At 71.4% G+C, this 25,813-nt stretch carries 22 protein-coding genes and 1 tRNA gene; 13 read left to right on the forward strand and 10 right to left on the reverse strand.

From position 1 onward, the window contains the following. Positions 1-11: 11 nt before the first annotated feature. From IEZ06_RS15790 to IEZ06_RS15805, 4 genes are read right to left on the reverse strand one after another with little or no spacing between them, the layout of a single operon-like run. Positions 12-932, reverse strand: a complete 921-nt coding sequence (locus IEZ06_RS15790; RefSeq protein WP_189237457.1) for a DUF4407 domain-containing protein — start codon at positions 930-932, stop codon at positions 12-14. Next, positions 925-1,893, reverse strand: a complete 969-nt coding sequence (locus tag IEZ06_RS15795; protein ID WP_189237458.1) for a hypothetical protein — start codon at positions 1,891-1,893, stop codon at positions 925-927. The genes IEZ06_RS15790 and IEZ06_RS15795 overlap by 8 nt, the downstream gene beginning before the upstream one ends. A 43-nt stretch (positions 1,894-1,936) precedes the next feature. Next, complete coding sequence (locus IEZ06_RS15800; protein ID WP_189237459.1) at positions 1,937-4,054, reverse strand: hypothetical protein; 2,118 nt, start codon at positions 4,052-4,054, stop codon at positions 1,937-1,939. Beyond that, positions 4,051-4,782: a hypothetical protein gene (locus IEZ06_RS15805; protein ID WP_189237460.1), complete on the reverse strand. Its 732-nt coding sequence runs from the start codon at positions 4,780-4,782 to the stop codon at positions 4,051-4,053. The genes IEZ06_RS15800 and IEZ06_RS15805 overlap by 4 nt, the downstream gene beginning before the upstream one ends. Before the next feature lie 199 nt (positions 4,783-4,981). On the opposite strand from IEZ06_RS15805, the gene IEZ06_RS15810 reads away from it, so the two are divergent. Further along, on the forward strand, positions 4,982-5,497 hold the full coding sequence (locus IEZ06_RS15810; RefSeq protein WP_189237461.1) for a Pycsar system effector family protein: 516 nt from the start codon (positions 4,982-4,984) through the stop codon (positions 5,495-5,497). Positions 5,498-5,593: 96 nt separating this feature from the next. Here the strand turns inward: IEZ06_RS15810 and IEZ06_RS15815 are convergent, their stop codons facing one another. After that, positions 5,594-6,259, reverse strand: coding sequence for a Crp/Fnr family transcriptional regulator (locus IEZ06_RS15815; RefSeq protein WP_189237565.1), 666 nt, complete (start codon positions 6,257-6,259; stop codon positions 5,594-5,596). A gap of 421 nt (positions 6,260-6,680) precedes the next feature. On the opposite strand from IEZ06_RS15815, the gene IEZ06_RS15820 reads away from it, so the two are divergent. Continuing rightward, positions 6,681-6,757 (forward strand) — tRNA-Thr (locus IEZ06_RS15820). A 41-nt stretch (positions 6,758-6,798) separates the two neighbouring features. Here IEZ06_RS15820 and IEZ06_RS15825 read toward each other — a convergent pair. The 3 genes from IEZ06_RS15825 to IEZ06_RS15835 all read right to left on the reverse strand — a co-directional run bounded on the left by IEZ06_RS15825 (position 6,799) and on the right by IEZ06_RS15835 (position 9,787). Next, a complete protein-coding gene (locus IEZ06_RS15825; protein WP_189237462.1) occupies positions 6,799-7,611 on the reverse strand; it encodes a hypothetical protein in 813 nt (270 codons plus the stop codon). A gap of 271 nt (positions 7,612-7,882) precedes the next feature. Beyond that, positions 7,883-8,281, reverse strand: coding sequence for a hypothetical protein (locus IEZ06_RS15830; RefSeq protein WP_189237463.1), 399 nt, complete (start codon positions 8,279-8,281; stop codon positions 7,883-7,885). 135 nt (positions 8,282-8,416) lie between these two features. Next, positions 8,417-9,787 carry a hypothetical protein gene (locus tag IEZ06_RS15835; RefSeq protein WP_189237464.1) on the reverse strand — a complete coding sequence of 457 codons (1,371 nt, stop codon included), beginning with the start codon at positions 9,785-9,787 and terminating at the stop codon, positions 8,417-8,419. Between the two features lie 270 nt (positions 9,788-10,057). Here IEZ06_RS15835 and IEZ06_RS15840 point away from each other — a divergent pair, with 270 nt between their 5' ends. Next, positions 10,058-10,540 carry a DUF3995 domain-containing protein gene (locus IEZ06_RS15840; protein WP_229798206.1) on the forward strand — a complete coding sequence of 161 codons (483 nt, stop codon included), beginning with the start codon at positions 10,058-10,060 and terminating at the stop codon, positions 10,538-10,540. 10 nt (positions 10,541-10,550) lie between these two features. Here IEZ06_RS15840 and IEZ06_RS15845 read toward each other — a convergent pair whose 3' ends face one another. After that, positions 10,551-11,606 carry an SMP-30/gluconolactonase/LRE family protein gene (locus IEZ06_RS15845; protein WP_203872377.1) on the reverse strand — a complete coding sequence of 352 codons (1,056 nt, stop codon included), beginning with the start codon at positions 11,604-11,606 and terminating at the stop codon, positions 10,551-10,553. A 132-nt stretch (positions 11,607-11,738) separates the two neighbouring features. On the opposite strand from IEZ06_RS15845, the gene IEZ06_RS15850 reads away from it, so the two are divergent. From IEZ06_RS15850 to IEZ06_RS15880, 7 genes are all read left to right on the forward strand, one after another. Continuing rightward, a complete protein-coding gene (locus tag IEZ06_RS15850) occupies positions 11,739-12,161 on the forward strand; it encodes a MarR family winged helix-turn-helix transcriptional regulator (protein ID WP_189237568.1) in 423 nt (140 codons plus the stop codon). A gap of 387 nt (positions 12,162-12,548) precedes the next feature. Continuing rightward, a complete protein-coding gene (locus tag IEZ06_RS15855; protein ID WP_189237569.1) occupies positions 12,549-13,967 on the forward strand; it encodes a SulP family inorganic anion transporter in 1,419 nt (472 codons plus the stop codon). A 131-nt stretch (positions 13,968-14,098) separates the two neighbouring features. Beyond that, positions 14,099-15,715 (forward strand): methyl-accepting chemotaxis protein, encoded by a 1,617-nt coding sequence (locus tag IEZ06_RS15860; RefSeq protein WP_229798208.1) that lies wholly within the window; start codon positions 14,099-14,101, stop codon positions 15,713-15,715. An 87-nt stretch (positions 15,716-15,802) separates the two neighbouring features. Then, a complete protein-coding gene (locus tag IEZ06_RS15865) occupies positions 15,803-17,413 on the forward strand; it encodes an ABC-F family ATP-binding cassette domain-containing protein (RefSeq protein WP_189237465.1) in 1,611 nt (536 codons plus the stop codon). Between the two features lie 96 nt (positions 17,414-17,509). Further along, on the forward strand, positions 17,510-18,337 hold the full coding sequence (locus tag IEZ06_RS15870; RefSeq protein WP_229798210.1) for a hypothetical protein: 828 nt from the start codon (positions 17,510-17,512) through the stop codon (positions 18,335-18,337). A 151-nt stretch (positions 18,338-18,488) separates the two neighbouring features. Further along, positions 18,489-19,979: an RNA polymerase sigma factor gene (locus IEZ06_RS15875; RefSeq protein WP_189237466.1), complete on the forward strand. Its 1,491-nt coding sequence runs from the start codon at positions 18,489-18,491 to the stop codon at positions 19,977-19,979. Positions 19,980-20,173: 194 nt separating this feature from the next. Next, positions 20,174-21,430: a C40 family peptidase gene (locus IEZ06_RS15880; RefSeq protein ID WP_189237467.1), complete on the forward strand. Its 1,257-nt coding sequence runs from the start codon at positions 20,174-20,176 to the stop codon at positions 21,428-21,430. A gap of 18 nt (positions 21,431-21,448) precedes the next feature. Here IEZ06_RS15880 and IEZ06_RS15885 read toward each other — a convergent pair whose 3' ends face one another. Then, a complete protein-coding gene (locus tag IEZ06_RS15885) occupies positions 21,449-21,955 on the reverse strand; it encodes an inorganic diphosphatase (protein WP_189237468.1) in 507 nt (168 codons plus the stop codon). A gap of 117 nt (positions 21,956-22,072) precedes the next feature. Between IEZ06_RS15885 and dacB the strand changes: the two genes are divergently transcribed. The 3 genes from dacB (at position 22,073) to tilS (ending at position 25,805) form a co-directional block, all read left to right on the forward strand. Further along, positions 22,073-23,446, forward strand: a complete 1,374-nt coding sequence (gene dacB / locus IEZ06_RS15890; RefSeq protein WP_229798212.1) for a D-alanyl-D-alanine carboxypeptidase/D-alanyl-D-alanine endopeptidase — start codon at positions 22,073-22,075, stop codon at positions 23,444-23,446. Between the two features lie 181 nt (positions 23,447-23,627). Next, entirely contained in the window at positions 23,628-24,719 is a 1,092-nt protein-coding gene (locus IEZ06_RS15895) for an Rv3626c family coenzyme F420 biosynthesis-associated protein (protein ID WP_189237469.1), read from the forward strand. 6 nt (positions 24,720-24,725) lie between these two features. Next, positions 24,726-25,805 (forward strand): tRNA lysidine(34) synthetase TilS, encoded by a 1,080-nt coding sequence (tilS, locus tag IEZ06_RS15900; RefSeq protein ID WP_189237470.1) that lies wholly within the window; start codon positions 24,726-24,728, stop codon positions 25,803-25,805. Positions 25,806-25,813: the final 8 nt, after the last annotated feature.

Consider the following 25,813-nt stretch of genomic DNA (forward strand, 5'->3'; position numbering starts at 1 on the left):
CACAGTACTCATCAGGGGTGTCCTCCTTGATCAGGAGTTACACCGAAAACCGTACAGTCCCCACGCTGCCCGTAGTCGGCCCGTTTGGTGGTGAGCGGTCCGCTCAACTCCGCGATCTGCGTGTTCAACGCCTGCAGCTTCTCGGTGTTCTCACTCAGTCGGCTTCGTGTCTTGAAGCCATCCGCCTCGTTTTGGAGCCGCTGACACCGCGGCCCCCAGCCTTCTTTGCCACTCAGACCCGAGCCTCTTCTTCCCGCGCATTCGTCGGTCGCCTGGTCGATCAAGTGTGCATGCCGCTCGTTGGCGGCGTCGACCTGCGCTTTGAGTTTTGTGGCCTGGTCCTGCAACTGCGTCAGTTGAGCTGCTTCCACTGCAGGAGTGGAGGCCAGGAGCTGGGCGTTCCGGCAGTCGCGCTGCGGTGGTGTGGCGGTAGGAGCCGACGGGTTACACGCCACCAACCGGTCCCGCTCGGTGTTCCGCGCCGCCTGGCGTTCGTCGACGACGTGCTGGACCACGGCCGTCTCGAACACCCGCAGGACCAGCGGTTCGGCGATGATGAAACCCAGGATCACGGCCACGAGCAGGCGCGGAATGAGCATGAGAAGCCGACGCTGCCAGAGCCCGGTGACGGTCGAGACCAGCCAGCGATCGAGATTGAGCACGATGAGTCCCCAGATCACCGTGGGGATGAGCATCGCGATGTGGGCACCGCCCAGGACCTGGCTCAGCGCGAACCACATGGAGATCCCGGCCACGACCGCCGTCCCCAGCACCACGCCGCCGAGACCGACGTAGCGGGTGCGCTCCAGCGGCACCTGGTCCAGGATCCCCTCGTCGACCCCGGCGAGGATGCGCAGCCGCCTGCCGAGGTCGAACCGCCTGCCGGAGGCGGACGTATGTGAATGCCTGCGCACGGAGGTCTCCTCAGTCATCGAGCTCCTCCAGACCGATCATTCGCGGGCGGTCGTCGTCCCCTGCCCGGGACGGTCGGCTCTCGACGGCCCGCGGTTGCTCGGGGCCGGGTGAGGCCTCGACGAAGGGCTCGACTCCGGTGACCGACTTCATCGCCCGGTTGATGAGCGCGTGGGTGTCGACGGGCAGGAAGTCCAGCGAGCCTTCGGGGAGGCCCTCGATCAGCTCGGCCAGGTACTTCATCCGGGTCACCTCGGCCTCGCGGCTGATGCTCACCGCGTCACCCATCAACAGCTGGTCACGGCTGACCCCGAGTGCCACGGCGGCCTCGGTACCCCGCTTGAAGATCTCCTCGATCCGCGCGACGTCACGGTTCTCGATCACCCACTCCAACTGCTTGCGTTCCGTCTCCCACTTGAGCCGTTTGATCTGCTGACCATGGGCGAGGATGTCGGTGGGCGGCAGGACGGTGACGTTGGCCAGGTTCACTTCGATCCCGGGGATGCGCGCCGGGTAGAACTCCAGATACGCCCGGACCCTGCCGGAGACATCGGCGGAGAGCCCGTGCGCCTCCTCGACCGGTCGTACCGCGCCGAGCCGCATCAGCTCCGGGTCGTTGCGGAGATGATGGTCCAAGATCGTCGCGGCGTTCTCCACCCCGGCGGATACAACCGCCTCAGGGTCGGTCACCCTGCACTCGAAGGTCGTTCTGACGAGGAAGTGGTAGCCCATGTCCGCGGAGGGGATCTCGACGTCGACCACGACCCGGCGGCTGCGTACGTAGACGACGCTTACGGAGCGGGCCTCCACGACGGCATCCTCGGATCCTCTGAGATGGCCGATGTCGGTGTAGGCCTTGTAGCCCCCGTTCACGGCGAAGACGAGGACGGTTCCCGTCGGGGCTTCCGGAAGCTCTCCGGGGTCGCGGCGGGCGAACAGCCCCAGGCGTCGTCGGGGCGGGCGCAGAGTGCGCTCTTCCACAATGGGATATCTGATGTGCGGAGACATCGGTGACTCCTTGACGTCATGACTGGGTACGCGGAGTGCCCGCGTTGAGGAGGGTGAGAACGATCTCCCTGGCCGGCCCGGCCTGCGGCTGGATCGAGGCGCCGGCGGCCTGGTCGATCGCCCGCCTGACCAGTACGGCCACGCTGCCGGGCAGTTTGGACCACACCGCGCGACCCAGTGCGTCCGCAGCGGCGACCGCGCCGTCCTTGCCGCTCAGCCCGTCGAGAGTCCGGCAGAGCGCCCGGACCGCCCTGGCCCGATGGTGGGCGTTGTGCAGTGCCCAGGCCCACAGCACGCCGATCGGCTTGGCGCTGTCCGGCTGCGCAAGGAGGAGCGAGGCCATGAGCGGCCGCCCGTTCTCCGGCCCGTCGCTACCCGGCTGCTCGCCGCTCAGCCGATCGGCGCCGAGTACACCGAGTACGGCCGAGAGCGCCCGCCGCGCGAGCATTGGCTCCATGCCCTCGGTGAGGTCGCGGTCGACGTGCCGGGCGAGCAACTGCAGCTCCGTCAGGGCGTCGCCGTCTCTTTCGGCTGCGCCCTGGAACAGCAGGACGAGGGCGCGTTGCGCGACGGTGCTCACCCGGATCCCGCGCAGGGACAGATACCACAACCAGCCCACGGCCTGGACGGGATAACGGATGGAGAGACCGCCCGCGAACGCGAGTGCCGCGGTCATGGCCTGCGGCTGCCCCGCATTCTCCACCCAGCCCAGAGTGCAGGCGAGGGCCACGGTCGCGGTGCCGTCGTCGGTGCACATCAGGGAGAGGGTGCTGGCGGCGGCGAGCCGCTCCTGTACGGTTCCCCCGGCCCAGGTCTCCAGGAAGGACTCCTGGACCTCTTCGGGATTGGTCCGGGAAAGAAGGGCCAGTCCCGCCGCGGCCTGAACCTGGGTCTCCGGCCGGTCGTCGGCCAGCCCGCGGATCCACTCGCGTAGCGGTTGCCACAGCCGGTAGTCGTAGCGGTGGTGTAACTGCCTGATCACATGTTCTCGGTGACGGACGCCACAGAAGATCACTTGACGCTCACCCGGTTCGCTCGACGTCCCGATCAGCGGGTGCCGGTTGTTCCATAGCATCCGGGTCTGAGGTAGATCGTCTCCGATCGGACGCCGTTCACGTTCGGCTCCTTGACACTCGATCTCGTCCGCGATGTCCTTCAACTCCACCACGAGGCGTTCGAAGATGCGTTCGGGCATGCCGTACGCGAAGGCCAGGGCCGCGACCGTCAGTACGTCGGAACGTCCCGGTTGGCCGTCGAACCACCGGGAGACGGTGTCGCCCCCCAGGTCGGCCAGGATCTCCTCGGCCGACCGCGAACCCTCACGCAGTTGTCCGGCCAGTTCGGCGACCTGCCGGGGTGTACGCAACTCGGCCACGCGGTCCTGGACCCGGGCGATCTCGCTGGTCGGCCAGGTCTGGCCGAGGCAGGCGGCGAACAGCGCCGACGGGTCGGGCGCACTCCACGGGATCTCGAACACGGCGAGCTCGGCCTCGGTCTCCGCCCGGTTCAGGGTGATCACCAGATAGGACTGTGTTTCCATGAGTCCGGCGCTCAGCGCCTCGAGATCGAAGCGCCGTGCACTCGTCGCCGTGCCGTTCTCGATCCAGTCGTGGATGAAGTAGACGCGGTTCCTCTTGGCGGAGACGGTGGAGAGCAGGTCACCGAGCCTGCGGTCGGGCGGGAGGACGACGACCCTGTCCACGTTGGCCTTGACGGCGTCGAGGAGAGCGATTCCACTCGTCCACTTGCCGATGTCCTCGCCTCCGACGAGGACGACCAGGTGACGCTCGCGCAGCGTCATCAGCGCCCTGGGGAAGGCGGCGGGTTCGACGAAGCACTGCAGTGCGCGCTCGATGTCCTTCCGGTCCAGCCGGCCCGAGATCGACCGGGCGGCAGGCCCGCCGGTCATGCCGAAGGCGGACCCCTGCGCCTGGACCTCGGCGAAGAAATTGTTGATCACAGTGGCCGTCTGGCCGAGAGCACTCTCGTCGAGATCGTCGTCCGTGTTCTCGGGCGCCGGATCGCCCGCTGCGGAGGAGTCCTGCTCCTGGGACTGCTGCTCGGGCTCGGCGTCGGCACTTGTCGGAGCCTCGGGTTGCCGGTGGGCACCCTGAGGACTTGCCTCCTCGATCATTTCCGGCTGATCCCGAAGACCGCTCCACGGGCGTCGACCGGCCCGTTCATATTGTTGATCACTTCAGCCTGCCGGAATAACCCCTCTGTTATATTTTGTGATCTTTTGTCCATTTCTGTGAGGTCGAGGAGGTGCTCCATGTCTTTCCTGTCGAGTTCCGGGGCCCACACCCAAGCGCTGCCGGAGAACTCCTTGGCGCTGACCAGGACGCGATGGAATTCGAACTCCTGGTAGGACGTGTGTCCCTGGCGTACCACGTCCTCGAAGAGGCGGGCCGAGAGGATGAGAACGATGTTCGCTTCATCTTTTTCGTTGAACAACTGCTTGAGCGGGGCCCAATCGACCAACCGGCTCGCTTCGACGACCGCTTGGCCGGCGTATCCGTTGACGGATGGGTAGGCGGTACCGAAGGCGAGTGCCACTCGGAGGCGGAGTCGTTCGTGTGGATCCAGGCCCTTGTTGTGTTCGGTGAGCCCGTGGTGAAGCGTGCGCACGTATCGGTCGACGATGACGGGTTCATGTTCGCCCTGCGGTAGGATCGCGATCTCGCCGTCGCCCGCAGGCTGAATCACCCATGTTCCGCGGTCGGTTCCCACCTCCGCCGCCGCAGCCCGGTGGAGCTCGATGAAGCCGCGCTGCATGGCCTCATGCCGCTTGTCGTTGCCTCCCCCGTAGCCCTTGAGGTCGCTCGACATGACGAGCGCACGCCCAAAACCACCATTTTTCATGATCTACCTCTGATTCTCCGTCTCTATCGCCTATATCCGCGTGGCCCACCAGTATGGGGCGTTCCGGAGGCGGGCATCCCCTATCGATAGGGGATGTGGTCCCATGAAACATGAGGAGTGTCTGTAAGACGTATTAATCCATACTCGGGCCGGTGCGTGTGCCCTTCTCTGGGATTGGCCGCTAGGGAAGGGAAGCGAAGTGCTGAGCTGGATCAGACATAGTTCTCACAAGGCAGCAAACCAGGAGATGAGTGATGCCCTGGCCACGGTAACCGCATTCCAGAACTACGTTCAGCACGCCGACGGGAAAGTGAGCGTCCTCGTCGTCCTGCACGCCGGGGCTGCGGCGATCGTCGCCGCCCAGTCCGGTGCGAGTGCCAAGCTCAGTGGAGCGGGCACCATCATCGGATACAGCCTGCTGGGCCTGTTCCTCCTGGGTTTCCTGGTCTCCGGCTATCACATGCTCCAGACCATCAGGCCCGATCTGCGGCCGCCGGCCATGCGGAGTCGATACGGCATCACCGGGATCACGCACTCTCCGCCGCCCGCAGCCGATGACCTATCGGCCAGGCTCGCGGAGGCGAGGGCGATGGCGGAGCTCCTCGCGAGGATCGCCGGACGCAAATACCGTCATGTTTCGAAGGCGGTGCCCTGGGCGGGGTTGATGCTGTTCTCCGCCATCTCCTGGACGGTGCTCGTCGCCGCCTGGCGTTGAGCGGACGGCACTCGCCGTGGTTCGTTCCGGGTGCCGCTCGCCTCGCTGCGGTGGCGGACGCCGCCTCCTGGGCGGAACCTCCCTCGGCGGCGTGCTTCAGCCCTCAGTGCCGAAGGCGCGGAGTCCTTCAGGATCGGTGATGATCAGACGTCTCCGCCGGATCAGCAACAATCCGTTCTCTTTGAACGATCGAACTGCGTTGTTCACCGCTGCCTCCCTGGCCCCGATCAACCGCCCCAGCTCCGGCTGGGACAATCCGACGCCGAGGTCTGTCCCCTCCTCGACAGGGAACCCGTGGCTCGCCGCCAGATCGGTGAGTACTCGCGCCAGTCGCACCGGGATGGGGAAAGCGGCGAAATCGAGTCTGCGGTGGTTCGCCCAGTCCAACCTGTTCGCGATCATGGAGGCCAGGGCGGACCACAGCCGTGGGTGTCCGTCGAGATAGGAGATGAAAGCGGCCGAGGAAATCTGGAAGGCCAGCATCGGAGTACACGCCGTGACCGTCGCGGAACGGTCCGTCCCTCGGAGCACGGCCATCTCACCCACCAGGTCACCGCTCACCCGCACTCCGAGCAGTGCTTCGGCGCCGTTGCCCAGAGCGACCGTGACCTTGGCGCAGGCAGACGTCCCCGGGCGGGCGGAACGCAGCAGCAGGACATGGTCGCACCGGGAGTCACCCTGCCGGATCAGGATCGCTCCAGGCTCGTAGGGCTGCGGTTTTCCCAGAGTCAGCAGTTCTCCACGCGCATCCTCATCGAGCATGGACACCAAGGTTCCCGCAGGCCAGGCTGGTCCGCTCCTGGGATGAACCGCTCTGCCTGACACGAGACCTCCTCGTTCGGCGGCATACGTGCTGTCTGTTCACGATCGTAATATCCATGCATGGGGGCCGTAGGAAAACCTTGGTCTGATGCCTGAGGCGGACGTGATGACCGGAGCGGCCAGGTCCGTGACGGTGCTCCGACGGACCGGTTGTGGTAAGGGATACAAGGTGTGAGGCCCCATGGTTGCGTCCACGGACGTGGTGTAAGAGTTTCCCCAGCCCATAGGCGTGCCGCCCGAGCGGGACCGGCCGGACATCGGGAGGCCGGTATCGCCTCTCCCTGGATCGGATGATCCGACGGCGTGCGGACCCTCCGGAACCATGTAGACTTCCCTCAGCCATGCGGAACACGTGTGGCACGCCGCCTTAGCTCAGTCGGCCAGAGCACTTCACTCGTAATGAAGGGGTCTGGGGTTCGATTCCCCAAGGCGGCTCCAGGTCGAAAGGCCCCCATCGGTGCCCGGTGGGGGCCTTTCGCTCATTTCATCCAGGCGGGCTTCTTCATGAGGTCCGTCTTGCTCGCCGGCGGCGCCTTGATCGACACCCGGCTGCCCCACCCGGTGTAGCGGGTCTCCACGCTGAGCCGCCTGTCCTCGTGCCCCGCTTCCTTCCCGCCGTGGGTCTTCTGCGGATAGACGGTGACCAGTCGCTGCGGGAGCCCGTTGGTGCCCAGGGTGAGCGTGAAGCGCAGCACCTCGCGCTTCTCCTCCCCGGACATCTTGATCAGATCGGCGTTCCGCAGCCAGGGGGAGACCTTCGCCAGCGCACCGAAGCTGATCTTGCCCGAGTAGGTGCGTCCCGTCCGCTTCCCCTTCGTGATCAGGACCTTCAGGGTCGCCGGCTCGATCGGGTTCACCAACTGGCTGGACCAACCGCTGAGGCCGGCGGTCATGCCGTCCTGATGCTTGATCCAGGTCTTGCCCTTCGACGGCTTCCAGGTGCTGCCGGAGTAGTAGCTGTCGGTGCCGATCCTGATGGTCCGCTCCGACTCCCCCAGCCTCCACAGGACGCTGGGGGACACCCAGGAGAGCTCGTCGGTGGTGATCTTCGTGGTGACGTCGGAGGCGACGATGCCGGTCCTGCCGAACTGGAAGGAACCGGTGCGCTTGAGGAAGGAGGTGCTCCCGGCGAACTCGGTCGTCGTGGTGACGTCGGTGAACTTCACCCCCTTGCCCGCGGCGAACTGGCTCTTCAGCACCTTGACCGGGTCCGCGGAGGACGCCTGGGCAGGTGTCGCGGCCACGGATGTGGTGACCGTGGCCGCGGCGATGCCCGCGATCACTCGCTTCACAGTTGTTCCCTTTTCAGTCGATATGGGCCTGAAATCCTGCCGGTCCTTGATCACGGACGCGTCTCGTGGCAGGCCGGGCCTGCGGAATCGGCATGTCCGCGCCCGTGCCGTCCGGCTCCACCGGGCCGGCCCCGCCTTCGAACACCGGTCCTCGTCAGGCGCTTCGCCGGAAGGCGATTCACCGTCGTCCGCCCACGCCGAGGCCCCGGTGGGCGGACCGGACGTTCGCCCACCGGGGCCTCGGGAACCGTGCGGCCGGACGGCCGGGGTGTCACCTGCGGCGCAGCCCCATGTGGTGGAGCTCGGCGAAGCCGGCGACCGCGAGGGCCTGGGCCACGACGAAGGCGACGCCGAGCGGGTTCGGGTCGACCCAGCCGGTGAACAGCAGCGCGATGCTGTCGACGGTCCACAGCACGTTGATCACGATCACCGCCTGGACGCCCCGCACGGGGGGAGCCGGACGGGTCGCCAGGTAGGCGAGGAACGCGGTGATCGGGAGCAGGACGATCCCGGCCCAGCGGAGCAGCGGCTCGGGGAGGCCGAGCAGGTCGGCCAGCGGGGTCGCGGCGGCGGCCAGGATGATCCCGAACCCTCCGGTGAGGACGGTGTCGGCCTGCAGCGCCCGGTTCAGGAAGGGGGTGCGGCGGGTGGGAGCGGCGGTCGCGGTCATCGGTCTCTCCTTCTGTGAGCGCCTCTGCGAAGGCGTCTGTGAACGCGTCCGTGAGCGCCTCTGCGAGTGCGTCGGCTTCGGACGCCCTCAGCACACCGCCTCACCCGCTGCCAACTGCAGACATGGCACTGCCATTCACTGCCGGTTCTCCGTACGGAGATCATCGGCGACGAGTTTGGCCGCCGCGTTCTGCCAGTTGTAGAGCGTGCGTTCGGGGACTTCGCGGAGGAACCAGTCGAACGCCCGCCGTTCCTCCGGGGTGAGCCCGTCGCGTCCGGCCCCGCGCCGGTAGGGCCGCAGGCCCCGGACGTAGGGGAAGTAGAGCACGTTGTAGAACCGCCACTCCTCGCTGGTGCCGAACTCGCCGTCCCGGGGCTTGAGCCGCTGGATGCTCTCCAGCAGCAGATGCCGCAGCTCGGCCGCCCGCTGCAGGGGGCTGTCCCCGGTGACCCGTTCGTCGATCACCGGCAGGTTGGCGAGCGGGCTGGCGGCGAGCTTGCCCAGATCGCCGTAGCCCGCCAGGGCGCGCCGCGTCAGGCGGGTGAACTCGGCCTCGTCCAGCGGCGGCGGGCCCTGCTCGCGGCGGGGCAGCGCCTCGGAGGAGTCCCGCAGCTCGGCCCGCTCCCGCCGGATCTGCGGATCGCCGGGGAAGGCGATCCGGTCCAGGGCCCGATGCACCGGCCCGGTGAGCGTCTGCGCGGCCACGGCCACCGCGACCACCCCGAAGAGCAGCGCCGCCAGGGCGGGCGTGGGCCCACCGAGCGCGACGGCCAGGGCCACCTGCCCGCCCGTCGCGCCCGCCGCCGCCACCGCGCCCAGCAGGGAGCGCAGCATGTCGCGCCAGAGGGCCTCACCCGCCTGGAACGCGCTGGACATCGCGATGGCCACGCCCAGCAGGGCCATGTCCACGTCGATGGCCAGTACGGCGAGCAGCCCGGCCGGTCCGGGCAGCGGGAACACCAGGAGCGCCGCGCCCAGCCCGAAGAACAGGGTGGCGACCGCCGCCAGCAGGCCGACCCGGGGCGGCCTGGCCCGCACCAGCAGCACCAGCACCCCGGCCAGCGGCGCCAGCAGCAGCACACCGGTCACCGCCCGCACCGCGGTGTCCGCCCCCGCGACCTGACCGGAGGCCACCAGCCAGGCGAGCGCGACGAGCGTGACCGGGACGAGCCCTCTCGACCAGGCCCGGTCCAGCCGTTCGCTCCCGGGGACCAGCGTCAGCACGGCGCCGGTCCACAGCAGCACCGGCAGGTGGATCAGCACGCCCTCGGCCCCGGTCAGCACCCCGGCCAGGGGTCCGGCCGGCGCCCCGGTGAGGGCTTCGCCCGGTGCCCCGGTCCCGGCGTCTTCCAGGGCGACGCGCACCTGGCCGACCGCCAGCGCGAGACCGTAGGCCAGCAGCCCCAGCCCCGCCCGCCGTGGTCCGCGCTCCCGCGGGTCCCGTACGATCACGTAGAACCCGAGCCACCAGGTCAGCCCGGCCGCGGCCGCGACGGCGAGAAGCATGGACGCCCCCTTTCCCCGCCGTGAGCGTACCGATCACAGACGCGGGTGCCCCGCGGCGGCCGGGGAGGTGCGGCGGAGGGTACGGAACCACCCGCCCCGCGCCGGGAGGGCACTGATCGTCTCGCACGTGCGTTGATCCGGCATGGCGATGATGGCGATGGCTTTACGGGAGGCCTGGTCGGGATCACCCCGCCGGACGGGAGCGGGGCGGTGACGCCCGGCGGGCGGGTCCGCCGGGCACCGCTCGCGTACGCCGCGTACGCGACCTGTGTGTGCACCGCGGCCTACGGCCTGATGAAGCTGGCCCAGGCGCTGGGCGCGAACGCGCTGGCGGACAAGGACCCGTTACCGCCCGACCTGCGGCAGCGGCTGCTGGCGCGCGATCCGCTGTTCGTGGCGAGCCACTGGATCCTGTTCGCCGTCGCGGTCGTCGGCGTTCTCGTCGCGCTCGCCACCGTGCGCCCCTGGGGCGAGCGGGTTCCGCGGCGGATCCTGCTCGCCGTCACGTGGACGGTGGGGGGTTTCATGATCCTGCGGGCCTTCGGCCCGGTCGGCTACGGATTCGTCGGCGACACGCTGGTGCTCACCGGTCTGCAGCCGCCGCCGGGCGGTCACACCGAACTGGCCCGCGAGCTGGCCCGCTGGGATCTGCTGCTCTGGTCGCCGTTCTTCCTCGTCTGGGGCCTGCTGTGGACGGCGACGGCGTGGCACCTCGCCCGCACGGGACGAGGCAGGGGCCAGCGGTCCGCCTGACCTCCGGTGCTCAGAGGCCGCGCACCGAGGCGATGGTGAAGGGTCGCTGCGGGGTGCCCTCGCCCAGCGGACCGCCCTTGTCGAACTGCGAGCGGACCACGTGGAGCGTCCCGCGGACCCGTACCAGCGTGGTCGGGAGCTGCAGGGCCTCGTCGGCCACCCGCCGCTCCATCCGGGCGGAGGTGCCGTTCGCGGTGACCCGCCACCGGCTGACGGCGTTGTCGGTGTTGTGCACGGCCCAGAGCCGGCCGCCCTGCAGTTCCAGCCCGTCGGCGTGCAGCATGTCGCCGCCGTGCAGGGCGACCCTGGCGATCGCGCCGGAGGCGGGGTCGAGGCGGTAGAGGTCGCCGCCGACCATGTCCGCGGTCAGCAGGTGGCGTCCGGAGGGGTCGGCGACGATCCCGTTGAGGCTGAACGCTCCGGGCTCGCGCGGTTCGAGGACACCGGTCAGGTCGAAGCGGGGGGTGAGCGCCGCCGTACGGCCGGCCGCCCGGGACAGCTGGGCCGGGGTGACCCGGTAGACCACGGCGCGCACGCTGTCGGTCAGGTAGGCGGTGCCGTCCGGGGTGAGGGCGAGGTCGTTGACGAACCTCGGCTCCTGCCCGGGGACCTCGAAGCGGGCCAGCAGGCGGCGGCTGCGGGTGTCGTACACCGACACCCCGGTGGTGGAGTCGGTCACCCAGAGTCGCCCGGCCCGGTCCACCTTCAGCCCGTTGGCGGTGTCGCGCCCGTCGGCGCCGGCGGGCAGGAAGATCTGGGCGGTCCGCCGGCCCGGGGTCATCCTGAAGACCGTGCCGTCGGTGAAGGACCCCGCGTAGAGGTCTCCGGTGCGCGGGTCGGCGGCGATGCCCTCGGGATAGACCCGGTCACCGGGCAGTTCGTGGGCGGTGGAGATCCGGACGCGTGACTCGGAGGCCGGTGCGGTCGCACCGGTCGCACCGGTCTGGGCGACCTGGGCGATCTGGGCGGCGGGGGAGGCGGGGGCGGCCTGGGCGGCGGGGGACAGGGAGAGCGCCGCGGCGAGGGCCGCGACCGTGATGGTGATGGGCTGACGAACTCGGGACATGCTGCCTCTCCGTTCGGCCGTTTCCGGCGTTATGAGAACACTGTGATCAATGTGAGTAGACAACATAATTAGAACTCTAATCTTCGTCAACAGGCGAACGTTCCGGGCCGTTAGCATGCAGAGGTGACGTCGATGCCGGTTCCCGAGCGCCTGGGCTCCCATCTCAAGCGCGCCGAACAAGCGCTCACCGCGGCCAAGCACGCCGCGCTGAAACCGGCCGGGCTGACGGTGCCGCAGTACGCGGCCCTGCTGCACCTCGCGCAGAACCCCGGCATCTCGGCCGCCGCGCTGGCCAGGGCGTGCGCGGTCACCCCGCCGACGATGAACACCGTGCTCAAGAACCTCCAGGAGGGCGGCCTCATCGAGCGCACCCCGCACGAGTGGCACCGGAACATCCTGGAGACCCGGCTCACCGCGAAGGGCGAGGAGGTGCTGGCCGACGGGGACGCCCGCGCGGTGCGGGTCGAGCGGGGCCTGGCCGCCGAGTTCACCCCGGAGGAGCGGGAGACGCTGATCGCCCTCCTGGGCCGCTGCATCGACTTCCTCTCAGGCTGAGCGCGGTCGCCGGGGGCGAGGGCGCCCGCCGGAGCCGGCAGGGTAAAGTTGCGGGCGATCGGGAAGACCTCTGCGGCCTTCCCCGTTGGAGCCAGGGGCGATGCCCGGGCTCTCCGCCGAGGCGGGACGCGACGGCGCGTCTCCGCGGACCCCGCGGGAGCCCACCGTCCTTCGCCCGCGCCCACCGTCCTTCGCCCGCGAACGTGCGCGGGCGGCCCCCGTACGGCCCGCCGGGCCCGCCGGGTGTGCTCTGCCGCGTGTTCCGGTCCGCCGGGAGGCGCCCGGAACCCCTGAGGTCGACTGTTGCAGACTCCATCGACGCCGCCGGTCCCCCGGCTGCGCCTTCCCCGTCCGGCCTGGCTCTCGCCGAAGGTCGCCCGCACCGAGATGCTCGCCGGCCTGGTGGTCGCGCTCGCGCTGATCCCCGAGGCGATCTCCTTCTCCATCATCGCCGGGGTCGATCCGAGCGTCGGGCTGTTCGCCTCCTTCACCATGGCCGTGGTGATCGCCGTCGTGGGCGGCAGGCCCGCGATGATCTCCGCGGCGACCGGTGCGATCGCCCTGGTGGTCGCGCCGCTCGCCCGTGAGTACGGCCTCGGCCACCTGATCGCCACCGTCATCCTCGGCGGGGTGATCCAGATCGTGCTGGGCGCGCTCGGCGTGGCGAAGCTGATGCGGTTCGTGCCGCGCAGCGTCATGGTGGGCTTCGTCAACTCCCTGGCCATCCTGATCTTCATGGCGCAGGTGCCCGAGCTGCGCGACGTGCCGTGGGCGGTCTACCCGCTGGTGGGCGGGGCGCTGGCCCTCATGGTGCTCTTCCCGCGCCTCACCAGGGCGGTCCCGGCGCCGCTGGTCTCCATCGCCGCGCTGACCGCCCTGACCGTCGGCGCCGCGATCGCCGTGCCGACCGTGGGCGACCGGGGCGCCCTGCCCTCCTCGCTGCCGGTCCCCGGCCTGCCGGACGTGCCGTTCACCCTGGACACCCTCACCCTGCTCGCGCCGTACGCGCTGGCGTTCGCGCTGGTCGGGCTGATGGAGTCGCTGATGACGGCCAAGCTCGTCGACGACATCACCGACACCCGCTCCAGCAAGACGCGCGAGGCCGTCGGCCAGGGCGTCGCCAACATCGTCACCGGGTTCTTCGGCGGCATGGGCGGCTGCGCGATGATCGGCCAGACGATGATCAACGTCAAGACCAGCGGGGCCCGCACCCGCCTGTCGACCTTCACCGCCGGGGTCTTCCTGATGATCCTTTGCATCGTGTTCGGCCCCTGGGTCTCGCAGATCCCCATGGCAGCCCTGGTCGCGGTGATGATCCTGGTCTCCGTGGGCACCTTCGACTGGCACTCGGTCGCCCCGGCCACGCTCCGGCGCATGCCGTACGGCGAGACCGTCGTGATGGCGACCACGGTCGCGGTCGTGGTGGCCACCCACAACCTGGCCGTCGGCGTGGTCGTCGGTTCCGTCACCGCCATGGTGATCTTCGCGCGGCGGGTCGCCCGGCTGGCCGACGTCACCGCGGTCACCGACCCCGAGGGCGGTCACGCGATCTACGCCGTCACCGGGGAGCTCTTCTTCGCCTCCAGCAACGACCTGGTCCACCGGTTCGACTACGCCGGGGATCCGGACCACGTGGTCATCGACCTGTCCGGCGCGCACATCTGGGACGCCTCCTCGGTGGCCGCGCTGGACGCGATCGAGACGAAGTACGCCGCCCGCGGCAAGACCGTGGAGATCACCGGCCTGAACCGGCCCAGCGCGGAGATCCACGGCACGCTGAGCGGGGAGCTCTCCGGGGGGCACTGACCGGATCCGCGTATCCGGCGGAGAACCGCGCAGCAGAGGGGGAACCGGAGCCGCCGGATTCTCAGTTTCCGCGTTCCGCGGCCGATCTGACTGACGAGCACCGGTATCTCCAACGTTAGGAAGAACACCTCATGTTGCGCGTCGAGGACCTCGGAGTGGGCAGACGGCTGGGCCTCGCCTTCCTGCTGGTATCCCTGCTGATCGCGGCCGCCGTCGGCGCAGGGCAGTGGGGGATGGACCGCCAGGCGGAGATCAACGCGCGGATGGACCAGTTGGAGCGGGTCGAGGACGACATCCAGACCTTCGCCTACCACGTCGCCGACGCCACGAGCTGGCAGGGACTGGTGGTGGCCGACGCCGGGGCCTACGGGGGCGAGCAGGCCACCGCGCCCGACTCCTACAACCGCGCGGGCCTGATGGAGACGGAGAAGGCGCTCTTCGCCACCCTGGACAACGCCCACGTGCAGTACCTGACCCCGGCCGAGCGGGCGCGGTTCGACGAGCTGAAGCCCGCCTGGGAGAAGTTCTTCGCCGAGGACGACAAGATCGTCGAACTGCTCCGGCAGGACACGCGCGAGGGCCGTGCCGCGGCGATGGACAGCATCAACGAGGGCGCGGGCGGAGAGGCGTGGGAGGTGGGCGTCGAGATCACCCAGGCCCTGCAGAAGTCGCTCGGCGACCGCATCGCCCTGCTGGAGAAGGAGGTCGAGCAGGTGGAGGACACGGGCCGGCGGGTGCTGTGGGGCACGCTGGCGGCCGCGCTGCTGCTGGCCGCGGTGCTCAGCGTCCGGGTGACCCGCTCGGTGGTGCGCCCGCTGACCGTCGTGGTCGACGCCCTGGGCCGGGTGGCCCGCGGCGACCTGACCGTCCGCCTGGGCATGACCCGCCGCGACGAGCTCGGCCGCCTCGGCCGGGCCATGGACGACACGGCGCAGGCGCTGCACACCACGGTGACGGCGCTGACGGAGCACAGCGACGCGCTGGCGACCTCCTCCGCGCACCTGTCGCAGGTCTCCGAGCGCATCGCCGCCTCCGCCGAGGAGGCCAGCGCCCAGTCCGGCATCGTCGCCGCCGCCGCAGCCGACGTCTCCCACAACGTCCGCGTCGTGGCCGCCGGCGGCGAGGAGATGGGCGCCGCCATCCGCGACATCTCCACCAGCACCTCCCAGGCCGCCTCCGTCACCGCCGAAGCCGTCACCGCCGCCCACACCACCAACACCCTCATGACCCGCCTGGGCACCTCCTCCACCGAGATCGGCAACGTCGTCAAGACCATCACCAGCATCGCCGAGCAGACCAACCTGCTCGCCCTCAACGCCACCATCGAGGCCGCCCGCGCCGGCGAGTCCGGCAAGGGCTTCGCCGTCGTCGCCGGCGAGGTCAAGGACCTCGCCCAGGAGACCGCCAAGGCCACCGAGGACATCGCCCGCCGCGTCACCGCCATCCAGGCCGACGTCACCGGCGCCGTCCAGGCCATCGACCGCATCAGCGCCATCACCGGCCGCATCGACGACCACCAGGGCGCCATCGCCGCCGCCGTCGAGGAGCAGACCGCCACCACCGGCGAGATGAACCGCAACGTCGCCGACGCCGCCGCCTCCAGCGACGAGATCGCCGCCAACATCGCCGGCGTCGCCCAGGCCACCGCCGTCACCACCGAAGGCGTCGCCGAATCCCGCCACGCCGCCGCCGAACTCGCCGGCATGAGCCGCTCCCTGCGCGACCTGGTCGGCCGCTTCACCGTCTGACCCCTCGGCGGGCGGACGGAAATCCGGGTGCCCGGGGGCGAAACCGGCATGTACCCTGCGCGAGGACTTGAGAGTAGGGGAAGCGCTGTGGGACACGTCGAGGTCGGGCATCTGACATACGTTCTGCCGGACGGCAGGCCGCTGCTGGACGATGTGTCCTTCCGGGTCGGCGACGGCGTGAAGGCGGCGCTGGTCGGGCCGAACGGCGCCGGGAAGACGACGCTGATGCGGCTCATCGCCGGGGACCTCCAGCCGGTGGAGGGGAGCGTCGCCAGCTCCGGCGGGCTGGGGATCATGCGGCAGTTCATCGGCGGCATCCGCGACGGCCGGAGCGTGCACGACCTGCTGGTCGGCGTCGCCCCCGAGCGCGTACGGCAGGCGGCCGAGAAGCTGGAGGCCGCCGAGCTCGTGATGATGGAGCGCGAGGACGAGAAGGCCCAGATGCGCTACGCGCAGGCCATCACGGACTACACCGACGCGGGCGGCTACGACATCGAGGTGCTCTGGGACGCCTGCACCATGGCCGCCCTCGGCATGCCGTACGACCGGTGCAAGTACCGCGAGGTGAACACGCTGTCGGGCGGCGAGCAGAAGCGGCTGGTGCTGGAGGCGCTGCTGCGCGGGCCGGACCAGACGCTGCTGCTGGACGAGCCGGACAACTACCTGGACGTGCCGGGGAAGATCTGGCTGGAGCAGGCGCTGCGCGAGACGCCCAAGACCGTGCTGCTGGTCAGCCACGACCGGGAGCTGCTGGCCAACGCCGCCGACCGGATCGTGACCGTCGAGTCGGGGAACGTCTGGGTGCACGGCGGCGGCTTCCGGAGCTACGCCCAGGCGCGCAGGGAGCGCAACGAGCGCCTGGAGGAGCTGAAGAAGCGCTGGGACGAGGAGCACGCCAAGCTCAAGCGGCTGGTGAACATGCTCAAGCAGAAGGCGAAGTACATGGACACCATGGCCGCCGCCTACCACTCGGCCCAGACCCGGCTGCGCAGGTTCGAGGAGGCGGGCCCGCCCGAGGCCGCGCCGCGGGACCAGTTCATCAGCATGCGGCTCAAGGGCGGCCGGACCGCCAAGCGCGCGGTGATCTGCGAGCGGCTGGAGCTCACCGGCCTGATGAAGCCGTTCGACCTGGAGATCTGGTACGGCGAGCGGGTCGCGGTGCTGGGCTCCAACGGTTCCGGCAAGTCGCACTTCCTGCGGCTGCTCGCCGGGGAGGACGTCCGGCACACGGGTACGGCCAGGCTCGGCGCGCGGGTCGTCCCCGGGCACTTCGCGCAGACCCACGCCCGGCCGGAGCTCCTCGGCCGGACCCCGTGCGAGATCGTCATGACCGAGCACGCGCGGCTGAAGAACGAGGCGATGAAGGCACTGGCCCGCTACGAGCTGGCCGGGACCATCGCCGAGCAGCGGTTCGAGACCCTGTCGGGCGGGCAGCAGGCACGGCTGCAGATCCTGCTGCTGGAGCTGTCGGGGACCACGATGCTGCTGCTGGACGAGCCGACCGACAACCTGGACCTGGCCAGTGCCGAGGCGCTGCAGCAGGGGCTGGACGCCTTCGACGGGACCGTGGTCGCGGTCACCCACGACCGGTGGTTCGCCGAGGACTTCGACCGCTACCTGGTCTTCGGCTCCGACGGGAGGGTGTACGAGGCGCCGGAGCCGGTCTGGGACGAGAGCCGGGTGGTCAGGAAGCGCTGAGCCGATCGGCAAGGTCTGCGGCAGCGGGGCTAAAGAGTTCGCTTGACCTCCGCGTGTCCGGGGAGGACGCACGCGGCCGGGGACTATGACGGCTGGGTGGCCTACATCACCCGCACCGCCGGCGTCCTCGGCGCCCTCACCCTGATCCTCCTCACCGGCTGCGCGAGCGAGCGCAGGCAGGACGACGACGCCCCCGAGCTCCGGGCGCTCACGGTCGCGGAGGAGGTCTCCTCGGTCGTCCGGAGCGAGGACCGCCACGACGGGTACGTGGTGAACTGGGCCGGGGTGCTGGCCAACCCCAACCCCTGGCACTTCGGCGAGCACGTGGTCGTCACGGTGGTGGGGCTGGACGCCCGGGGCAAGGAGGTCGTCCGGATGGAGCAGCCGCTCGACGCGGTGCCCCCGGCGGGGTCGCTCGCCTTCACCGGGCAGGCGCTCGCGGTGAAGAAGCCCGCGAAGGTGACCATCGGCTACCGCCCGGCCGAGTGGCGCAGGGCGGGCCGCATCGTCTCGGCCTTCCAGCCGTTCCCCGTCTCCGGGGTGCGGACCGGGCGGCCGAAGGACGGCGGTTACCTGGTCACCGGGTACGTCGGCACGCCGTACCGGCTCCCCGCGGGGACGCTGGCGGTGACCGCGCTGCTGCGCGACTCGGCGGGCAGGCTGCTCGGCGGGGGGACGACGTTCGTGGACGACGTCCGGGAGAACCGCAGGCGCCGCTTCCTGCTGGACGTCGAGAGCGTCGCCGACCCGGCCAAGGTGGCGAAGGCCGAGGTGGTCGCGCGGACGTGGGGGTCGAGCAGCCGGCCGTACGAGGAGCTGGCGCTGGGCGGCGCGGTCCCGGTGCACACCGTCAAGCCGACGACCTCCCCGTTCGAGGAGGACCGGGGGCGGCGGGCCCTGCCGGGTGAGACCGCCACCCCGTGACCGTTAATTCCGGCAAATGACTATTAACTAAGATTTACGAATGCGCGAAATGCGGCATTTTTTGCAGGGGTTGTTAACATTCTGAATACGGTTGCCGTGTCTTCCGGGAATCGGTGGAACTTGCAGTTACGGCGCTATTACCGTCTGCTACATGAACGACAGCGTCCTGGTCGAAGCCCTGCGCGCCCGTGATGCGGGCGCCCTCGCCGCGCTCTACGACTCCTACGCCGAGGGTGTCTACCGTTACTGCCGGTCCATGCTGGGTGATTCGGACGGTGCCCAGGTGGCCCTCCGGGACACCCTGATCACCGCTGAGGACCGCGTCCACGTGCTCGCCGACGCCGGGCGGCTGAAGGCGTGGCTGTACGCCCTCGCCCGCGAGCAGTGCCTGCGGCTGCGCACGGCCGCGGAGGACCGGGAGGGGGAGGCGGCGACCGAGGAGCTGCCCGTCCCGCGCGGCGGCGACGCCGACCTGCGGGTGGTGGCCTGGAACGCCGTCCGGGGCCTGTCGGAGGAGGACCGCGAGATCCTCGAGCTGGTCGCCCGGCACGGCCTGGACGTCGCCGACGCCGCCGCGGTGATGCGGATCCCGGACCGGGACGCCGAGCGCCTGCTCGAATCCGCCAAGGACCGGTTGCGCGACGCGGTGACCGCCGAGTTCCTCGCCCGCAAGGGGCCCTACGACTGCGTGGAGCGGGCCGAGATCCTGGGCGGGTTCTCCGGGGAGCTCACGCCGGGGACGCGCGAGCGGATGGTCGCCCACGTCAACCGGTGCGACACCTGCACGCCGCACCGGTCCCGGCAGATCTCCGCGGTCAAGGTCTTCGACCTGCTGCCCGGGGTGACCCTGCCGGACACCGTGCGCGTGCGGGTGATGAGCTGCTTCACCGACCCCGAGCTCGTCCCCTACCGCCGTTACGCCGCCGGCCGGATCGGCGTCCTCGACGCCGCCGGGTTTCCCCCCGCGAGGGCTCGCCGGGACCCTGGCCGGGTTCGCGCGCTGGCCGGTGCGGCGGCTGCGGTCGCGGCTGCGGCCGCAATCGCCATGATCTTCGTCAACTTCGGCGGGGGACCCGGCGGGGAGCCCTCGGGCATCGCCTCCGGGGTCCTCCCCGCGGCGGGCGGGGGGCCGGGCGTGCGCCTGCCGTGGAGCGCCGAGGCCGGAGAGCGCCCGATGGCCCTGGAGTCCGCTCCGCCGGAGCTGGTCGCCCACGCCCTCGGGCCCACGGGCCCGGCGGGAACACGGCAGCAGGTGGGCGCGGTCGGGCCGGAGGCGCTGCCGGACCGGTTCCTCCCGGGGGTGAGGCCCGACCGGCCCGACCGGCCCGGCCCCGCGGGGCCTTCGTGGCGGCCCGCCCCTTCCGCACCGGACGGCCCGCCGGGAGGGGGGCCGACCACTCCGGTGCAGCCGCCCCGCGACCACCAGGGAGGACGGCCGGGCCCCAAGCCCTGCCCGACCCCCAAGCCGGCCCCTTCGCCGACCACCTCCGCGCCGAAGCCGCCGTCGACCCCGCCGGCGACGCCGGCGACGACACCGCCCGCCCCGGTGACCCCGCCGCCGACTCCGGACCCGTCGGCCACGCCGACCCCGGACCCGTCGGCCACGCAGTCGGCCACCCCTTCCGGGACGGCGAGTCCGTGAGACCGCTCCGGCGCGGTGATGCCCGTCTTCGCGCGTCTCCGTCCCGGACAGGTGAATACAACGTCTTGTCTGTCCTTGCTGATTACCTGGGTTGATTACAGCGCGCCTGTCGTGCTTGTTCGGAGAGTGACGGAGCGTGATCCTGGCTGGCGCCGTACGCCGCGGAGGCGTGCGGCGGTCCAGGAGGGTGATGCATGCAGTCCGTCGAGAAGCGGCGCCGCGGCGCCACGGTGGTGGCCGGTCTGGTCTGCGCCCTGCTCGTGGTGGCGGGTCTCCCGGCCGACGCCGCGCCCGGCAGCCCCGGTCCGTCCGCCGACGAGGTGGCCCGCGCGAGCGCCGAGGCCCGTGAGCAGGGCAGGCGGCTCGGCGCGGCCACGGCCCTGCTCGCCGAGGCCGAGGCCGAACTCGAGGGGCTGACGGCCAGGGCGGAGAAGCTGATCGAGGCCTACAACGGCGAGCTGGTACGGCTGGCCCAGGCGGAGGAGCGCCAGCGGCGGGCGGACGAGCAGGTCCGTGCGGCCGGCGCCCAGGTGGAGGACTCCCGCCGCGCGGTGGCCGCGCTCGCCGCCCAGAGCTACGGCGGGATGGACCCGATGATGGGCCTGATGGCCGACGCGGGCGGCGGTGGCGCGGACCCGGGCTACCTGCAGCGGATGAGCGTCATGGCCCACGTGGGCGGCGGCCAGGCCGCGCGGCTCAGGGAACTGCGCGACGCCCGGGAGGTGCTCGTCGTCTTCCAGGAGCAGGCGGAGGAGGCCTACGCCGAGCGGCGGGCGGCGGCGGAGCGGGCGGACGCGGCGAAGTCGGCGGCGGAGCGCGCGGTGGCCGAGCAGGTCGCGCAGACCCGCCGGCTGGCGGCGGAGCGGGCGGTGCTGGAGCGGCGGGCGGACGCGGCGCGCAGCACCGCCGACCGGCTGGCCAGAGAGCGGGCGGAGGCGCTGGAACGGGCCAGGATCGCCCGCGAGCGCGCGGCCCAGGAACGGGCGCGGCGGGCGGCGATCCGGCGGGAGCGGGCCCGTGACGGGGTCCGCAACGGGGGCGGCGGAGGAGACGGCCCCGGCTGGGCGTCCGGCTCGGACTCCTCGGCCCGGGGCGACATCGCCGCGGACTGGGCGCTCACCCAGCTCGGCAAGCCGTACGTCTGGGCGGCGGACGGGCCGGGCAGCTACGACTGCTCGGGGCTGACCATGCGGGCCTGGCAGCGGGTCGGCGTCCGGCTCGACCACTGGACGGGCACGCAGTGGACCTCGGGCCCGCACGTGCCGCTCGACCGGCTCCGCCGGGGCGACCTGGTGTTCTTCGGCCGGATCACCCGCAATCCGGGCGACATCCACCACGTGGGCATGTACATCGGCGGCGGCATGATGGTCCACGCCCCGCGCACCGGGGACGTCGTGCGGATCGCGCCGATCTGGCGCAGCGACCTCGTCGGCGCGACCCGTCCCACCTGACCCGTGCGGACGCCGGGCTCAGTGCTCCCCGTGCCCGCCGCCCTCGTCGTCCTTGGCCCGCTGGATGGAGCGGACGATCTCCTCCTCGGCCTCCACCCGGCCGACCCAGTTGGCGCCCTCGACGGACTTGCCGGGCTCCAGGTCCTTGTAGACCTCGAAGAAGTGCTGGATCTCCAGGCGGTCGAACTCGGGCACGTGGTGGATGTCGCGGATGTGCTCCATCCGGGGGTCGGTGGCGGGGACGCACAGCACCTTGTCGTCGCCGCCCTTCTCGTCGGTCATCCGGAACATGCCCACCGCGCGGCACTGGATCAGGCAGCCGGGGAAGGTCGGCTCCTGGAGCAGCACCAGGGCGTCGAGGGGGTCGCCGTCCTCGCCGAGCGTGCCCTCGATGAAGCCGTAGTCGGCGGGGTACTGCGTGGAGGTGAAGAGCATCCGGTCCAGCCGCATCCGGCCGGTCTTGTGGTCCACCTCGTACTTGTTCCGTTGTCCCTTGGGAATCTCAACGAGAACGTCGAACTCCACCGCGGTTCCTCCGCTCAAGCCCCCGGGCAGTCCCGGTCGGGCGTTAATGTCTCGTAGGCGTAATTGGTTACTGGGGATCGATGAGAGGCCGGCGACATGATGCGGCGTGATCGGTGGGTGGCGTTGGTCACTCTCGTCATGCTGCAGCTGTTCGCCGTCGCGGCCGGCGCCCACCTGCTCGCCAGCGACGCGCTGGTGGAGAAGGAGGCACGGCCGGTCGCCTCGCCCGAGCCGGTGGCCGTCCCCGTCGTCACCGCGGGTCCGGTCCTGGCCGCGGGCGGGAACGGACCTCTCCCGGCCAAGACTACTTTGGCAGAACGGCTCACCAGGGCGCTGGGGGACCCCGCACTCGGTGAGAGGGTGGGGGCCGCGGTGGTCGACGCGGAGAGCGGCGAGACGCTGTTCGACGGCGACGGGGACCGGGGCATCACCCCCGCCTCCACCACGAAGATCGTCACGGGGATCGCCGCACTCGCCTCGCTGGGGCCGGACGCCAGGCTGAGCACCCGCGTGGTCCGCGGCTCCTCGCCGGCCTCGATCATCCTGGTCGGCGGGGGCGACCCGACCCTGACGGCAGGGAAGATCGACCCCTCGGTCTACCCCCGGCCCGCGTCGCTGGCCTCCCTCGCCTCGCGTACGGCCGAGGCCCTCAAGGCCGGCGGCGTCACCAAGGTGACCGTGGCCTACGACGACGGCCTCTACACCGGCCGCCGCACCGCCGCCAGCTGGAAGCCCGGCTACCTGCCGGAGGGGCAGGCCGCCCCGGTGACGGCGCTCATGGTCGACGAGGGCAGGGCCGCCCCCGGCAGCAGGCAGCGGGTCTCCGACCCTTCCAGGGCCGCGCACGCGGCGTTCGTGTCGCTGCTGGCGAAGCACGGGGTCAAGGCCGCCAACCGGACGGCCAAGCGGGCCAGGGCCGGTGCGGGCGCCGAGGAGATCGCCCGGGTCGAGTCCGCGCCCGTCCACGCCCTGGTCGAGCGGGCGCTCACGCTCAGCGACAACGACCTGTCGGAGGCGCTGGCCCGGCACGTGGCGATCAAGGAGGGAGAGCCCGCCTCGTTCGACGGCGGCGCGGCGGCCGTGCACAAGGTGCTGGCCAGGCTGGGCGCGGCCGAGGGCATCCGGGTGTACGACGGCAGCGGCCTGTCGCCGAAGAACCGCATTGCGGCGGCGGCGCTGGCCCGCCTGCTCGCGCTGGCGGTCTCCCCGGCGAACCCGCGGTTGCACCCGATCGTCAGCGGCATGCCCGTCGCCGGGTTCACCGGGACGCTGGGCCACCGGTTCGGCGAGAGCGACTCCGCCTACGGCCTGGTCCGCGCGAAGACGGGCACCCTCGACGGGGTCAGCACGCTGGCCGGGCTGACCACCACGAAGGGCGGCCGGCTGGTGGCGTTCGCCTTCCTGGCCGACGAGGTCCCGCCCGGCTGGGGCAAGGCCGAGGCGGCCCTCGACCGGCTGGCCGCCACCGTGGCGGCCTCCGCGGCAGACTGAACCGCATGCCGCGGGCAGGCCGGAGGCGCCGAACCGCATGCCGCGGACAGGCGGGAGGCGCCGAACCGCATGCCGCGGACAGGCGGGAGGCGCCGAACCGCATGCCGCGGACAGGCGGGCCGGAGGCGTACGTCGCGGGTAATCCGCGCGGTCCGGGAGAGCAGCACGTACGGTGGACGGTATGCAGGTGATCGACTGGGACTTGGCCGTAGCGACCGGAACGCGCCTGGTGCGCCCCGGGCCGCAGGTGAGCCGGGAGGAGGCGCGGGAGGCGGTCGCCGAGTTGCGGCGGCTGTCCCGGGTGGCCGAGGGCCACGTCCGGGAGTTCACCAGGATCGACACCGAGACCGCGGCGCAGCCCGCCACGATCGTCGACCGGCCGGGCTGGATCAAGGCCAACGTCGAGGGCTTCCGGGTGGTGCTGGAGCCGCTGACCGAGCGGATGGCCGCCCGCAAGGGGCAGACCCCGGCGGTCGTGACCGCGGTGGGCTCCCGCATCACCGGCGTCGAGGTCGGCGCGGTGCTGGCCTTCCTCGCCTCGCGGGTCCTGGGGCAGTACGAGCTCTTCCTCCCGCCCGACCCCTCCGGCCGGGCGCCGGTCGGCCGCCTCACCCTGGTCGCGCCCAACATCGTCCACGCCGAGCGTGAGCTGGGCGTCGACCCCGGCGACTTCCGCCTCTGGGTCTGCCTGCACGAGGAGACCCACCGGGTCCAGTTCACCGGCGTCCCCTGGCTGCGGACGTACGTCCGGGACCAGATGACCGAGTTCCTGCTCGCCTCCGACCTGGACCTCCCCACGCTCCTCGACCGGCTCCGCTCGGCCGCGGACGCGGTCGCCGACGCGGTCCGGGGCGGTGAGGGCAACCTCATCGACGCGATCCAGACGCCCGAGCAGAAGGAGATCCTCGACCGCCTCACCGCGGTGATGACCCTGGTCGAGGGGCACGGCGACTACGTGATGGACGCCGTCGGACCCGGCGTGGTCCCCTCGGTCGCCGACATCCGGGCCAAGTTCCACCACCGCCGCGAGGGCGGCTCCCGCCTCGACCGCACGGTCCGCAAGCTGCTCGGCATCGACCTCAAGATGAAGCAGTACGCCGAGGGCTCCGCCTTCGTCCGCGCCGTCGTCGACCGCGCCGGGATGGACGGCTTCAACAAGGTCTGGACCTCCCCCGACACCCTCCCGAGCCAGGACGAGATCTCCCACCCCGAGCGCTGGATCGCCCGCGTCCTCGACGCCCCCGCCCTCCCCGCCGCCGAGATCACCGACTGATCCCATTTGGGTCCGCATCCCGCCGTCGCCGACGTCCGCCGCGCCGTACGGCTCTCGCTGGCCGACCTGGAGCCCGGCGGCCTCGTGCTGGCGGCGTGCAGCGGCGGCGCCGACTCGCTGGCGCTGGCCGCCGGGCTCGCGTTCGTCGCGCCCCGGGCGGGACTGCGGGCCGGGCTGCTGACCGTCGACCACGGGCTGCAGAGCGGCTCGGCGCGGCAGGCGGCCGCGGTGGCGGGACTCCCGCTCGGCCTCGACCCGGTCGAGGTCCTGACGGTCACGGTGGGGACGTCCGGCGGGCCGGAGAACGCCGCGCGCGAGGCGCGGTACGCGGCGCTGTCGGAGGCGGCCGGGCGGCTCGGGGCGGCGGCCGTGCTGCTCGGGCACACCAGGGACGACCAGGCCGAGACCGTGCTGCTCCGGCTCGCGCGGGGGAGCGGGACGCGTTCGCTGGCGGGGATGCCGGCGCGGACGGGGATCTACCGGCGGCCGCTGCTGGAGCTCGGGCGCGGCACGACCGTCGCGGCCTGCGCGGCGCTCGGGCTCGTCCCGTGGGAGGACCCGCACAACCTCGACGGCCGCTACGCCCGGGTCCGGGTCCGGACACGGCTCCTCCCGGCGCTGGAGGACGAGCTCGGTCCCGGCGTCGCGGAGGCGCTCGCCCGTACGGCGGGCCTGTGCCGGGACGACGCGGACGCCCTGGACGCGTGGGCCGAGGAGGCCTACGGGCGGGCGGTCGCCGGCGAGCGTGATCCGGTCGACGGCGACCGCCGCCCGGCCGCCGGTGATTGCGCTCTTAGCGATATCCCCAAGGGGGTGGCGCTGGCCGTACCGGTGCTGGAGGGGCTGCCGGCGGCGGTCCGGCGGCGGGTGCTGCGGCGGGCCGCGATCACCGCGGGGGCCCCGCCCGGCGCGCTCTCGGCCGGGCACATCCTCCAGGTGGAGCGTCTGGTCACGGCCTGGCGGGGGCAGCGGTCGGTGGGGGTACCCGGGGGGATCGGCGCGGTCCGGCGGTGTGGCACCCTGATATTCGTCGCAGATCCCCCACGAGGGGACGACGGCGACCCGGACAGCAGGCCACTCCCGTAAGGAAGACC

The sequence above is a fragment of the Planomonospora antibiotica genome (assembly GCF_014647955.1).
Classification (GTDB): Bacteria; Actinomycetota; Actinomycetes; order Streptosporangiales; family Streptosporangiaceae; genus Planomonospora; species Planomonospora parontospora.